This window comes from Buchnera aphidicola (Pemphigus immunis) (assembly GCF_964059115.1).
Taxonomy (GTDB): domain Bacteria; phylum Pseudomonadota; class Gammaproteobacteria; order Enterobacterales; family Enterobacteriaceae; genus Buchnera_C; species Buchnera_C aphidicola_C.
Genome location: NZ_OZ060408.1, coordinates 409,218 through 424,405, shown reverse-complemented (window position 1 = coordinate 424,405; position 15,188 = coordinate 409,218). Strand labels below are relative to the sequence as shown.

Genomic DNA, 15,188 nt, shown 5'->3' with positions numbered 1-15,188 from the left:
TAAATTGAATGTTTTATATAAAAAATATTTAATTTACTTTTATTAAAATAATTTTTATATAAAAATGTGTTTTTATAATTTTTTATACTTTTAAAGTAGAGTTGACGTGAATTATTTACCTATTTTTGCTAATTTAAAATCGAGACGTGTATTAGTAGTTGGTGGTGGAGAAATTGCACTTCGTAAAGTTATATTGTTATTGCGTGCAGGTGCTATAATCACCGTTATAGCTCATAAAATTTGTTTGAAATTATTATATTTATTTAAAAAAAATATAATAAAATGGTTAAAAACTGAATTTAAAGAAGAGCATTTAGAACAAGTATTTTTAGTGATTGCAGCAACAAATAACAAAATTTTAAATAAAAATGTTTTTATAGCATCAAATAAAAGATGTATATTGGTTAATACTGTAGATGATCCTTCTAAATGTTCTTTTATATTTCCTTCTATTATTGATCGTTCACCTATAGTGATAGGTATTTCTTCAGGTGGATCTGCACCGGTATTATCACGTTTAATTCGTGAACGTATAGAATCTTTGTTACCTATGAAATTGGGTATGGTAGCAAATATAGCTCAAAAATGGAGAGAACAAGTTAAAAATTTTTTTTTGTTTTCATCTGAAAGGCGTTTTTTTTGGGAACGTTTATTTAATGGAGCATTCGTTGGACAGATTTTAAGTGGTAATATTAAAAATGCTATAAGTATTTTAAATAAAGAAATAAGGTTTCCTAATGTATCTACAGGAGAAATTATTTTGGTAGGAGCTGGACCAGGAGATAGCGGTTTATTAACTTTAAGGGGTTTGCAAGTGATACAGCAAGCTGATTACGTTTTGTATGATGCTTTAGTTAGCAAGGAGATATTAGGATTAGTTCGTCGTGATGCTAATTGTATTAATGTCGGAAAATGTTCAGGGGGCAAGGGAATGTTGCAAAGAGATATTAATAATTTATTAATATCTTTAGCAAAAAAAGGGAAAAAAGTTGTTCGTTTAAAAGGTGGTGATCCTTTTATATTTGGACGTGGAGGAGAAGAATTAAAGAATCTTAAAAGGTACGATATTTCTTTTCAAGTGGTTCCTGGTGTAACTGCTGCTATTGGTGCTGCGGCATATGCAGGTATACCATTGACTCATCGAACTTGTTCTCAAGGTGTTATATTTATTACAGGTGATAATGCTGATAACAATTTAAATAAAATTAATTGGTGTCATTTAGCTATATCTGCTATTACTGTAGTTATATATATGTTTAAAGTAAATGTAAATAAAATTTATAAGAAATTAATTTTTTATGGTTTTTTAAAAAAAACTCCAGTGGCTTTAATTGGACAAGCAACGACATTAAACCAGAAAATTTTAATTGGGACTGTAGAGAATATTCCATATTTGGCATTACGTATTAACAATCCATCTATATTAATTATTGGTAAAGTAGTCAATTTACATAAAAAATTGAAATGGTTTAAATCGATTAATTTATTAGATAAAATTAAATATAAAAATGTTATTGAGAAGTGATATGAAGAAAAAAAAGTTTACTTATTTAGATCAACTTGAATCAGAAAGTATTTATATTATTCGTGAAGCAGCTGCAGAATTTCAAAATCTAGTTATGTTATATTCTATAGGAAAAGATTCTTCAGTTATGTTACATCTTGCTAGAAAAGCGTTTTATCCGGGGACAATACCTTTTCCTTTATTGCATGTAGATACAGGTTGGAAATTTTCTGAAATGTATAAATTTCGTGATCAAGTGGTTAAAGATTTAGGTATTGAATTAATTATCCATTGTAATAAAAAAGGAATATCTTCTGGTATAAGTCCGTTTACACATGGTTCTACTAAATATACTGATATTATGAAGACAGAAGGATTAAAACAAGCTATTAGTAAATATGGTTTTGATGCTGCTTTTGGTGGAGCCAGAAGAGACGAAGAAAAATCACGTGCTAAAGAACGTGTATATTCTTTTCGAAATTTATCAAATCAATGGGATCCCAAAAAACAGAGACCTGAATTATGGAATCTCTATAATAGTCAGATTAATAAAGGAGAAAATATCAGGATATTTCCTTTGTCTAATTGGACAGAATTAGATATTTGGTTATATATATATATAGAAAAAATAAATATTGTTCCATTGTATTTCGCCGATCATCGACCTATTTTAGAAAGAGATGGCATGTTAATAATGGTAGATGATGACCGTATGACTGTTAAAGAAAATGAAAAAATTATACAAAAAATGGTCAGATTTCGGACTTTAGGATGTTGGCCTCTTACTGGAGCTCATTTATCGGATGCTAAAACTATTCCTGATATCATATCAGAAATGTTAATAACAAATAAAAGTGAACGAACGGGAAGATTGATTGATAGTGATAAAAATTGTTCTATGGAATTAAAAAAAAGACAAGGTTATTTTTAAATATGAATAAAAAAAATAATATTTTTGTTGGTAACAATCTTCATTATAAATTGAATTTTAAAGATTGGATAAGTTTAGATAAGAAAAAAAGTTTATTACGATTTTTAACTTGTGGAAGTGTTGATGATGGTAAAAGTACTTTAATTGGTCGTTTATTATATGATACCAAACATATTTATGAAGATCATTTACTTTCTTTACATGGTGATAGTAAAAGACATGGAACTCAAGGTAATAAATTAGATTATGCGTTGTTGGTTGATGGCCTACAAGCAGAAAAAGAACAAGGCATTACTATTGATGTTGCATATCGTTATTTTTCTACAAATAAAAGAAAGTTTATTATTGCGGATACACCAGGGCATGAACAGTATACTAGAAACATGGTTACAGGAGCTTCTAATTGTGATCTTGCTATTTTGCTTATAGATGTTCGTAAAGGATTATTAGAGCAAACATGTAGACATGCTTTTATCGCTGTGCTTCTTGGTATAAATTATTTGGTTATAGCTATTAATAAAATGGATTTAGTTGATTATAAAAAAGATTTTTTTGATAAAATAAAAAAAGATTTTATTTGTTTTTCTAATAAATTAAACAAGGAATTAAAAATTTTTTTTGTTCCGATAGTTGCTACTATTGGAGAGAATATTGTTTCTTCAAAAAATCTTATGGAATGGTATCAAGGATCAACTTTATTGCATATTTTAGAAACAGTAAAAGTTAATAATATTCTTAAAAAATCAAATGTTAGATTTCCGATTCAGTATGTTAATCGTCCTAATTTAGATTTCCGTGGTTATTCAGGAACGTTGGTTTCTGGAAATTTAAGAGTATTTGATAAAGTTAAAGTATTACCATCTGGTATGGTATCAACAATAGAAAAAATTGTTACTTTTAATGGTAATCAAGATCAAGTAGAAGAAAGGCAAGCTATTACTGTAGTATTAAAAGATAATTTAGACATTAGTCGTGGTGATATGTTAGTAGATTTAAATTCGAATTTAATAGGTTTACAAAGAGCGATTATTTATATTGTATGGATGTCGGAAACTGATTTGTTTTTAAATAAATTATATAACGTTAAATTAGGAAATCAAAATACACGTGTTTATATTAAAAATATATTATATGAGATTAATGTTAATACACTAAAAAAAAATAAAAAAAATAATTTATGTTTGAATAGTGTCGCTGTGGTGGAAATTAAATTCGAAAAACCTATATTATTTGATTTATATTGTGAAAATAAAATAACTGGTAGTATGATTTTTATTGATCCAATTAGTAATATTACTATAGCTGCTGGTATGATACAAAAAAAATTGGATCAAAAAGATAAAAAACAAGATGTAAATATGAATAATTTTGAGTTAGAGTTACGTCTTTTAATATCTAGATATTTCCCTCATTGGGGAGTAAAAAAAGTATTTAATAATTAGGATTTAATGTTAATGAAAATTGGACATAAAGAAAATGTTATTTGGTATCAATATGAAATTAATCGAAAGAAACGTGAAAAATTACATAATCATAAATCTGGTGTTCTCTGGTTTACAGGTTTATCTGGATCAGGAAAGTCGACTATTGCTGGTAAATTAGAAAAAGTTTTATATAAAAAAAATATTAGTACTTATTTACTAGATGGAGATAATATTAGACATGGTTTGTGTAGAGATTTAAACTTTACTGAAAATGATAGAAGAGAAAATATTCGTAGAATAGGAGAATTAGTTAAGTTAATGGTAGATGCTGGTTTATTGGTAATAACAGCATTTATTTCTCCATACCGAGAAGATAGAGAAAATATTCGTAATATTATAGATTGTAAAAATTTTTTTGAAATATTTGTTGATACTCCTATTCATATTTGTGAAAAACGTGATCCAAAAGGTTTGTATAAGAAATCTAGATTAAATTTATTAGATAATTTTACTGGTGTTACCTCTCGTTATGAAATTCCTTATGAACCAGATATTTATTTAAATGGAGAAGATTCTTTTTTTAAAAACATAAATAATATATTATATGTACTTAAGAAAAACAAAATATTTTGATATTAATATAAAATTAATAAGATTTTTATATTAAGTCAAGTAATAAATTTATAAAAATGAAATGCTTTTTTAGAATACTTACTATCTTTATTTTTATATTAAAATAATATAAATAATTTTTTTTGATAAAACAGATATTTTTTATAGCTGATTGATTCTTTTATATTTTTTAATTTTTCCACTGAAAAATCAGTAATTTATGTGAATTCTATGTAAAATTTTTACTTTAAATAATATTTTTTACATTATAAAAATTTCATATTAGCATTAAAATTTATATTTTATTTACAATTATTATTTTTTAAGATCATTCAACAAAAAAGATATATAATATTTTATTTATATAAAATTATATTTATTAATAGAAATAAAAAATAGTTAATGAGAAATAAGAATATGATTATTTTTTATTTATATTTCGTATATTGGTATATATTTTTAATGTTGATTAATTGTTTAAGTAAATTTTTATTTATATAAAAAATATATATAAATATTTTTATTTTTAATAAATACTATATATTTATTTTTTAAAATTTTTAAATTAATGTTTTTTAAAATATTAGTTTAAAAATTTTTAAAGTTGATAGATAAGATAAGTAAGAATAAAAAACGAATTATATATTTAATAAATTTAAAATTTAGTTTTATAAATATAAAAATTTTTCTGATTATCTTAATAATATTTAATATTTTTTATTTAAAATAAAACGTATTGCAAATAATTTATTAAGTTCTTGTTGATATTCTATCAATTTTATAATTGATATATAAATTTATAATAATTTTATATGTGTTATTTTTTCTAAATACTTTTAAGTATATACATAAATAATATTTTTCATGTAAATTATGTCATATATAAAAAATAACAGACTTTATTAAATGTCATAATTAAGTCTGTTATTTTTTAATATTTTATTTTTAAATCAATTTATAATTTTTTATTTCTTTTATACCATTAAATGGTGCAAATTCATTTCCCAATGTTTCTTCTATCCTAATTAGTTGATTGTATTTTGCTGTTCTTTCGGAACGACTGACAGAACCTGTTTTAATTTGTCCAGATGCTGTACCTACTGCTAAATCCGCAATAGAAGCATCTTCAGTTTCTCCTGATCTATGTGAAATAATTACGGTATAATTTGCTTTTTTTGCCATTTTTATTGCGGCAAGAGTTTCTGTAAGGGACCCAATTTGATTTAATTTTATTAAAATAGAATTGGCTATACCTTTTTTTATACCTTGATATAAAATATCAGTATTAGTTACAAATAAATCATCACCTACTATTTGTATTTTATTACCTAGTTTTTTTGTTTGATGAAAAAAACCTTCCCAATCTGATTCATCTTGTCCGTCTTCAATTGAAGAAATTGGATATTTTTTGGATAAATTATATAAATAGTTAGTAAATTCGTGGGAATTAAAAAGTTTTTTTTCATTTTTTAATCTATATTTTTTGGTATAAGAATTATAAAATTCCGATGCTGCACAATCGATAGCTAAAGTAATATCTTTGCCTAATATATATCCAGATTTTTCAACAGCTTCTTTAATTATTTTTAATGCTGATTCATTGGAAGATAATTCTGGAGCATATCCTCCTTCATCTCCAACAGCTGTATTCATACCTTTTTCTTTTAATATTTTCGCTAATATATGGAATATTTCAGATGATATACGAATAGCTTCCTTTATATTTTTAGCTCTAATTGGTTGTATCATAAATTCTTGGATGTCTAAATTATTATTAGCATGTTTTCCTCCATTAATTATGTTAACCATAGGAAGAGGCATAGAAAATATTCCAGATGTTCCGTTAATATCTGCAATATGTTGGTATAAAGGCATACCTTTAGCTGCTGCAGCTGCTTTGGCTGTTGCCAAAGATACTGCTAAAATAGAATTAGCTCCTAAATTAGATTTATTTTTAGTACCATCTAAATTAATCATAATACTATCTATGTTTTCTTGATCTCTAGCATCTTTTTTATAAATTGCAGAAGATATAGGACCATTTATTAGTGCAGTAGCTTTAGTTACTCCTTTTCCTAAAAATCTTGATTTATCATTATCGCGTAGTTCTAATGCTTCTCTGGATCCGGTAGAAGCTCCAGAAGGTGATGCTGCCATACCAACAAATCCACCTTCTAAATGTACTTCAGCTTCGATAGTTGGATTACCTCGGGAATCAATTATTTCTCGAGATATAATTTTCATTATTTTAGACATGTTTTATCCTTTTATTTTTTTAAGACTAATTAATTTTAGGTATTTTTTTGTTTTTTTTGTTTTTTTTTGCTGCTTTTATAAAACCTATAAATAAAGGATGACCATATCTAGGTGTTGAAGTAAATTCTGGATGAAATTGACAAGCAATAAACCAAGGATGATTAGATAATTCTATTATTTCTATTAATTGATTATTTTCTGATCTTCCAGTAATTATTAATCCAGATTTTATTATTTTTTTTAATAAGATATTATCTACTTCGTATCTGTGTCGGTGTCTTTCTGTAATTTTATTTTTTTTATATAATTTTCTAGCTAAGCTATTATATTTTAAATTGCATATTTGATCACCTAGTCTCATGGTTCCACCTAGGTTTTCATTTTTATTTTTTGTTTCTTTTTTTTTATTTTTATCAATACATTTTTTTATTAAATTTATAATGGGATATTTACATTTTGGCTCAAATTCTGTAGAATTTGCGTCTTTAATTCCTATTACGTGACGAGCAAATTCTATTATTGCTATTTGCATACCTAAACAAATTCCAAAATAAGGTATTTTTTTTTCGCGAGCATAACGTACAGATAATAATTTTCCTTTTATTCCTCTTTTTCCAAATCCACCAGGAATTAATATTCCATCGAGTGAATTTAATAAAATTACACCTTTTTTTTCAATATGTTGAGAGTTAATTAATTTAATTTTTACAGAAATACGTAATTTTAATCCTCCGTGTTTCAAAGCTTCCATGACGGATTTATACGCATCTGGTAATTCAACATATTTTCCTATCATACCGATGGTAACAGTTTCGAGAGAATTTTCTTCATCATGTATTACTTTTTCCCATTCTAATAAATTAGCTTCAGGTGCTTGGATGTTAAATTGTTCGCAAATGTAATTATCTACTTTTTGCAATTTAAGTAATTTAGGAATTTTATAAATAGAATTTACATCTTGTAATGCTATTACCGCTTTTTCTGGAACATTACAAAACAAAGCAATTTTTTCTTTTTCATTTTTCGAAATAGGAAATTCTGAACGACAAATAAGAATATCAGGTTGTATACCAATAGATAATAATTCTTTTACAGAATGTTGAGTGGGTTTGGTTTTTATTTCTCGTGATGCAGCGATATATGGAATTAGTGTTAAATGTATATATATAATTTTTTTTCTGCCTATATCGACAGCCATTTGACGAATAGCTTCTAAAAATGGGAGTGATTCAATATCACCTACTGTTCCTCCTATTTCCACAAGAACAATATTATATCCTTTTGCACCCATGATAATTCTTTTTTTAATTTCATTAGTAATATGAGGTATTACTTGAATAGTAGTTCCTAAATAATCTCCTTTTCTTTCTTTTCTTAATACTTCAGCATAAATACTACCTGTAGTGAAATTATTATATCGTGTCATTTTATTGTGAATAAAACGCTCATAATGACCTAAATCTAAATCAGTTTCTGCTCCGTCTGCGGTAACAAATACTTCTCCATGTTGCATTGGATTCATAGTACCTGGATCTAAATTTATGTATGGATCTAATTTCATAATTGTTACATTAAGATTACGAGCTTCTAGAACAGCTCCTAAAGAAGCAGCTGTGATACCTTTACCTAAAGACGAAACAACTCCACCAGTTACAAAGATATAATTTGTAGTCATAATTAACCACAGAGTGTAATTTTGATAGAAAAAATACTGAAAATTATAATATGATGTTTTTATAAACTGTTTATTTTATAAGAGATATTCTATATTTATTTTTATAAAAAATTTTATTAATACTTTTTATATTAAGTATTTATGATATATATGTGTTTAAAATAAATATAATTTGAAATTATATCGGTATAATATTTAATAAATATTACGAATTATAAACAAATTTTATTGAGTGTAACAGTTTTAAGTTTGATAGGGAATAATGATTTTTATATATATTTTAAAATTATTAAATTTTATTAACTTTAAAGTATTAGTTTGATTAATATGATTAATCATCAAACTAATACTTATAAATATAGATATTTTTGTTAATCTTGTATTTTTTTATTCTTTAGAGGTATTATTCGATTAAAGATTAAATTACTATTATTTTTATTTTTTTCAATACAAAAATAACCTTCTCTTTCAAATTGATAAACTTGATCATTGTTTTTGTTTTTTATATTTGATTCGACAAATCCTTTTTTAATTAGAAATGATTTTGGATTTATGTAATTTAAAAAATTTTTTTCTTTTTCTGGGTTTTTTATAGTAAATAATCTATTGTATAAATGAAAGGTTGCTGATAATGCATGTTTAGTAGATAACCAATGGATGACACCTTTTATTTTTCTATTTTTCGGATTTTTTCCTAAAGTATTAAAATCGCAGGTACATATAATATTGATAATATTATTTTCGATATCTTTTTTAACTTTTATAGCTTTAATCACATAACCGTAACGTAATCTTATTTCTTGACCTAGTACTAATCCACGGTAATCTTTTTTATTGGTTTCATGAAAATCAAAATAATCGATATATAATTCGTTGGTAAATGGTAAAGAACGAAAACCCATATAATTATCAGTAGGATGATTAGGAACTGTAAAAATTTCTTGATAATTATTAGGTACATTAGATAAAAGTATTTTAATTGGATTTAGTACAGCTATTTTGCGAGGAGCTGTTTTGTTAAGTTCATTTCGTATACATGATTCTAGAGAAGATGTTTCTATTAAATTGTCTTGTTTAGTAATACCTATTTTTTGACAGAATGTACGTATTGAAGATGGTGTATATCCACGACGACGTAACCCTGAAATAGTTGGCATTCTTGGATCATCCCATCCATGTACTATTTTTTTCTTGACAAGGATATTTAGTTTTCTTTTAGATAGAATAGTATATTCTAAATTTAATCTGGAGTACTCGTATTGACTAGGACGATGTGTAATAGTTATATTATCGAGTATCCAGTCGTATAATCTTCGATTATCTTGAAATTCCAAAGTACAGATAGAATGTGTTATACCTTCCAAAGAATCAGATATACAATGTGAAAAATCGTATGTTGGATATATACACCATTGATCTTTAGTTTGATGATGGTTAGAAAATATTATGCGATATAAAACGGGATCTCTCATTATCATAAAGGGAGAACTCATGTCTATTTTTGCACGTAAACATGCTGTACCTGTTGCAAAATGACCATTTTTCATTCTTTCAAATAGTAATATATTTTCCGTTATACTTTGATTTCGATATGGACTATTAATTCCTGGTTCTTTTAAAGTTCCTCTATATTGACGTATTTCTTCTTTATTTAATTGATCGACATAAGCCAGTCCTTTTTTAATTAATTCTATAGCATATTTGTTTAATATATTAAAGTATTTTGATGAATATAAAATTTCGCCATTCCATTGAAAACCTAGCCATCGAATGTCTTTTTTTATGGAATTAATGTATTCTATATTTTCTTTTGTAGGATTAGTATCATCAAATCGTAAATTACATTTACCTTTATAATATTCAGCTAGTCCAAAATTTAAACATATTGATTTTGCATGACCAATATGAAGATAGCCATTTGGTTCAGGTGGAAATCGTGTTTGTAAATAGAAATACTTTTTTTTCTTTAAATCTTTTTCGATAATTTTTTTTATAAAATTAGAATTAGAACAAGTATATTCTTTCATTTTTACCTTGATATGTATCTAAATGTATTAGATTGTATATTTTACAATTAGTTATCAATTATTGTTAATATTAAATAATAATGATGAAAATATTTTTTATAAATTATATGATTTTATGTTTATTTATTGATGTCAATTAATCGTCAATTTTAAATTATATATATATACATATATAATATATTTTTATGTCAAATTATACATTATGAAGAGGTATTTTTTTGTTTATTTAAATATTTTTATATAAACTTATTGACGATAAGTAATTTATTTTGCATAATTTAATTGTTGAATAAAAAAAGCTACGTAGCTCAGTTGGTTAGAGCACAGCACTCATAACGCTGGGGTCATGGGTTCAAATCCCGTCGTAGCTAATATTTATTAAGATATTTGCGGGAGTGGCGAAATTGGTAGACGCACCAGATTTAGGTTCTGGCACCGAAAGGTTTGCGAGTTCAAATCTCGCCTTCCGTATAATTTATAATTAAAGATAATGTGATTTTTAAATTATTTTTTGGGGTATAGCCAAGAGGTAAGGCACCGGTTTTTGATACCGGCATCCCTGGTTCGAATCCAGGTACCCCAGGTTTATTAAAATATTAAAAAGAAAGTGTTATTAAAGGAAAATATTAAATTTATGTGATTTTTTTTTAAAATTTTATAAAAATAAATTAAATATTGTACATATATCAATTTATTTTTTGATTTTGGCGTATTTTAATATTAAAAACTTTAAATAAAGCACGGATTGTATTATGATTGAATTAAATAAAATAAAAAAAACTGTGGCATGGTCAGCATTAAAGTATATTTATCCTGGCACCGTGGTTGGAGTAGGTACTGGTTCTACAGTTTCTTATTTTATTGAAGCATTATCAACCATAAAACATTTAATTGATGGAGCAGTATCTAGTTCTTTGTATTCAACTAAAATTTTAAGACAGTTTGGAATTCCTATTTATGATTTAAATGCAATAAATTTTTTAAAAACATATGTAGATGGTGCTGATGAGATTAATCCTGATATGTACATGATTAAGGGAGGAGGTGCGGCATTAACCCAAGAAAAAATAATTTCCTCTGTAGCTGATACATTTATTTGCATAATTGATGAATCTAAAAAAGTTAAAACTTTGGGTTCTTTCCCGCTTCCTGTAGAAGTTGTTCCTATGGCTTATTCTTATGTATCTAATGAATTAATAAAGTTAGGGGGTATTCCTAAATATAGGGAAAATGTTGTTACAGATCATGGTAATATAATTATTGATATTCATAATTTAAAGATAAATGATCCTATTGCTATGGAAAGTAAAATTAATTCTTTACCTGGTGTTGTTACTGTAGGGTTATTTACATTAAGAACCGCGGACATTGTATTAGTGGGTACAAAATTTGGTGTAGATGTGATAAAAAATAAGTAGTTTTGTGTGTAATTTATTTTTAAATGTATGCTAAAAAAGCAATTTATTTAATTGTATTTGTTAAAAATAATTCTATTTTTTTAGTTGATACTGAGAATCAATATAGCGTTATTTTATATATTACAGAATGATTTATATCTAGATTTTTTACTATTATAAATTTTTATTTGAAATTTAATAAAACATTAATTTTTACTAATTATTAAAAATAAAATTAATATTAAACAGTTAAAAAATAAATTAAATTATATTTAGATATTAAATATTTTATAATAATTAATTTATTTAAATGAATATTACTTATTATTATTAATAATTTTTTATGTATTTTGCATTAAATAAAAATGGTATGTTGTATAGTATGTTAATTCGTCAAAATATACGATTATATATTAGAAACATTCGTAATAGGTTGATGTCTTACGAAAAGAAAAAAGCATCACTAAAGATAGCTCAACATATTTTTCAGTATGAAATGATGAATAGAGTAAAAAATGTAGCTTTATTTTTATCGTTTGATGGAGAAATAGGTACTGAATCATTAATAATAAAATTATGGGAAAAAAATATAAACGTTTATTTACCAGTATTAGATAAATTTAATGTAAAAAATTTATTATTTGTTAAATATAACGAAAATACATCATTAAAATTGAATAAATTAAATTTTTTTGAGCCAATAAATGTTATTGATGGTAAAATATTACTCGATAAATTAGATATTATTTTTGTTCCATTAGTGGCATTTAATAAAAAAGGGTATCGTTTAGGTATGGGAGGAGGATTTTATGATTTTATTTTAAAAGATTGGCAAAAAAATAATTTTCTTCCAATAGGTTTGGCTTATAATTTTCAATTAGTATCTAATTTTCCTATTTTTCCTTGGGATGTTCCTCTTCCCGTAATTATTACTCCTACAACATTATGGAAATAAACATGTAAAAAACTTAATTAATTATAAAATATTTAATATATGTAATATAAAAATATAAATTTATTTATGTAATTTAAAATAAATAAAATAATTTTTTGATTGATTTAATCAATATTTACTAGTTGACATTTAAATTCTTTATATATATTTTTTTTGAAATTAGTTGATTAATAATATATGGTATAAATTATATATTTATAAGAATATACGGATATGGTGTTAAAAATAATTTTTGATAATTTATTGTTAATTAATGATTCAAATTTAATTTTATTATTTTTTTCAAAAATTTTTTTATAAAAATATATTAATTATTACTGAATGTTTTTATGATTTTATTGAAAAATATATTTAAAATATTTTTTTATTAAAATTATGTGAGGATAAGGATATTAATTAGAAATAGAATTCAAGATATATATAACCATATTAATACTTAATGTATTATATATGTGTATATTTTTTACATTATTGAAATATATATTTTCATGTCATTAAATGAGAATGTTTTTGGTAATATAAAAAAATCATTTAAAGAAAAGATTTATTTATATTTTTAGGAAGGGGCAAAGATATTATGTTAAGTTATATTAATTTATGTTAATAGTATGTTTTTTTATTCATGCTAAATATGTTTATATTACTTAATTTTTTATATTTTTTTATCTATTAGTGAAATAAAAATTTAGAAAATTTTTATTTAAAATATTGTAATTTTTTATAGTACTAATGAAGTATTTTAATTCTTAATTATTTAAATAAATTTAGGTTAATAGTATTAACATGAATTATATTTTTTTAAGTATTCATTAAAACTTAAATTGTCTTGTTTTTCAATTGTTTTTTGTTTTTGATGAGAAAAAGTAGATTCTTTACATAAAATTTTGTTATTTAGAATGTTCATTTTTTCTTTAATAAATTTTTTTTTGTATTTTTTTGCTAAATTTAAACCTGTTCTTTTTATTCCATTTTTTAATATTTCTGATAGTATTTTACTGGAATATGTTAATTCTGGATGTTTAAAATTCATTTCAAATTCTTTACAAATTTTTCTATAAGATTCATTTTTAGAATTTTGATCTAAATATTCCGCTATTTTATATAAATTTTTAAATATTTTTGAGCTTATGTTAATTAGTGTTTCTTTTTCATATTTATTGTTAATATTTATTTTTTGATTTGGTTTTCTTCCTTCTAGGGCAATTATTTTCCAATTTTTGTTATAGAATTCTAATTCTGAATAGTTCATTTTGGGCGCGTCTGCTAATACACACCAAATGAGAAATAAATCTAGAAATAATATTTGTTTTTTATCGATTCCTATAGGTGAAAATGGATTTAAATCAAGTGATCTTATTTCAAGATATTTTATACCTCTTTTTTCTAAAGCATCGGATAAAAATTCATCATTTTTTATTTTTTGTTTAGGTCTAATGTGTGTATAAAATTCGTTTTCCATTTGTAATAGGTTAGTATTTATTTGTTTTAAGTTTCCTAAATTATCTTTTAATCCTATTTTTTTAAATTTTTCTGAAATAGTGTTGGTAGCCTTCCTTAAAGAATTGGTATATTTTTGTAAACAATTAAAATTTATTTTTAATTTTTTTTTAGAATCATTTTGGTATCCTATTGAACTAAGTCTTAAAGAGGTGGACCATGGTAAATACAATAACCCATTTTTGCTCTTTTTAAATTTAATATCAGAGTTTTTATTTTTTATAAAAGAAGGATATACTGCGGGAGAAGCACCAAATAAATAAGGAATTATCCAGCCAAATTTATGATAATTTCGTATTAATTTTAAATATTCAGCAGAAATAATATCTTTTCCATTTTTTACATTTTTTATATTTTTCCATTTCTTCCAGAAATTAATAGGTAATGAAAAATTATAATGAACACCCGAAATTATGTTCATATAATCTCCATAGCGATTTTTTAAACCTTTTCTATAAAGTGTTTTTATTTTTCCTAGATTAGATTCTCCATATTTAGCTATTTTTACGGAACTGTTAGGGTGTATAAAGTAGGGTAAGCTAAAAGGCCATAGTAATTCTTTTTTTATTTTTTGATAAGTAAATTTATGAAGATCCTTTAAAAAAGATAATGAATAATTTAACTCATTGCTTTTGGGTGTTACGAATTCCAATAATATTTCCGCAAAATCAGTAGTAATCCATTTATGAGTAAGAGCAGATCCCATAGAATAAGGGTGGTCTGTTTTTGGCATAAATCCATTTTCGTTGATTCGTAAAGTTTCTCGTTCGATTCCTCTAGAAATATTTTTGAATATATTAGGATTATATTTTAACCAATCAAGAGCATTAGAAATATCAGGTATCAATTTTATCTCCTTGTGTTAAATATATTTAAAATTATATTTTTGCTAAAAATAAAAATATTTTAA

The 15,188-nt window shown here is 24.2% G+C and carries 10 protein-coding genes and 3 tRNA genes; 9 read left to right on the top strand and 4 right to left on the bottom strand.

The features are described from left to right. Positions 1 to 106: 106 nt before the first annotated feature. Genes cysG through cysC form a run of 4 tightly spaced genes read left to right on the top strand, consistent with a single transcriptional unit; the run spans position 107 to position 4,492 of the window. Positions 107 to 1,525, top strand: coding sequence for a siroheme synthase CysG (gene cysG / locus AB4W77_RS01820; RefSeq protein ID WP_367681310.1), 1,419 nt, complete (start codon positions 107 to 109; stop codon positions 1,523 to 1,525). 1 nt (position 1,526) lies between these two features. After that, positions 1,527 to 2,435: a sulfate adenylyltransferase subunit CysD gene (gene cysD, locus AB4W77_RS01815; RefSeq protein WP_367681309.1), complete on the top strand. Its 909-nt coding sequence runs from the start codon at positions 1,527 to 1,529 to the stop codon at positions 2,433 to 2,435. Between the two features lie 2 nt (positions 2,436 to 2,437). Beyond that, entirely contained in the window at positions 2,438 to 3,877 is a 1,440-nt protein-coding gene (cysN, locus tag AB4W77_RS01810; protein WP_367681308.1) for a sulfate adenylyltransferase subunit CysN, read from the top strand. Positions 3,878 to 3,889: 12 nt separating this feature from the next. Further along, entirely contained in the window at positions 3,890 to 4,492 is a 603-nt protein-coding gene (gene cysC, locus AB4W77_RS01805) for an adenylyl-sulfate kinase (RefSeq protein ID WP_367681307.1), read from the top strand. A 924-nt stretch (positions 4,493 to 5,416) separates the two neighbouring features. Here cysC and eno read toward each other — a convergent pair. The 3 genes from eno to glnS form a co-directional block, all read right to left on the bottom strand. Then, positions 5,417 to 6,727 (bottom strand): phosphopyruvate hydratase, encoded by a 1,311-nt coding sequence (gene eno, locus AB4W77_RS01800; protein ID WP_367681306.1) that lies wholly within the window; start codon positions 6,725 to 6,727, stop codon positions 5,417 to 5,419. Between the two features lie 25 nt (positions 6,728 to 6,752). Then, positions 6,753 to 8,402, bottom strand: coding sequence for a CTP synthase (locus tag AB4W77_RS01795; protein ID WP_367681305.1), 1,650 nt, complete (start codon positions 8,400 to 8,402; stop codon positions 6,753 to 6,755). A gap of 371 nt (positions 8,403 to 8,773) precedes the next feature. After that, on the bottom strand, positions 8,774 to 10,429 hold the full coding sequence (gene glnS, locus AB4W77_RS01790) for a glutamine--tRNA ligase (RefSeq protein ID WP_367681304.1): 1,656 nt from the start codon (positions 10,427 to 10,429) through the stop codon (positions 8,774 to 8,776). A 297-nt stretch (positions 10,430 to 10,726) separates the two neighbouring features. Between glnS and AB4W77_RS01785 the strand changes: the two genes are divergently transcribed. From AB4W77_RS01785 to AB4W77_RS01765, 5 genes are all read left to right on the top strand, one after another. Further along, positions 10,727 to 10,800, top strand: a tRNA-Met gene (locus AB4W77_RS01785). A gap of 18 nt (positions 10,801 to 10,818) precedes the next feature. Then, positions 10,819 to 10,900 (top strand) — tRNA-Leu (locus AB4W77_RS01780). A gap of 41 nt (positions 10,901 to 10,941) precedes the next feature. Next, positions 10,942 to 11,012, top strand: a tRNA-Gln gene (locus AB4W77_RS01775). A gap of 172 nt (positions 11,013 to 11,184) precedes the next feature. Further along, complete coding sequence (gene rpiA, locus AB4W77_RS01770) at positions 11,185 to 11,847, top strand: ribose-5-phosphate isomerase RpiA (protein ID WP_367681684.1); 663 nt, start codon at positions 11,185 to 11,187, stop codon at positions 11,845 to 11,847. Between the two features lie 322 nt (positions 11,848 to 12,169). Beyond that, positions 12,170 to 12,781, top strand: a complete 612-nt coding sequence (locus AB4W77_RS01765; protein WP_367681303.1) for a 5-formyltetrahydrofolate cyclo-ligase — start codon at positions 12,170 to 12,172, stop codon at positions 12,779 to 12,781. 778 nt (positions 12,782 to 13,559) lie between these two features. Here the strand turns inward: AB4W77_RS01765 and gshA are convergent. After that, positions 13,560 to 15,125: a glutamate--cysteine ligase gene (gshA, locus tag AB4W77_RS01760; protein WP_367681302.1), complete on the bottom strand. Its 1,566-nt coding sequence runs from the start codon at positions 15,123 to 15,125 to the stop codon at positions 13,560 to 13,562. Between the last annotated feature and the right edge of the window lie 63 nt (positions 15,126 to 15,188).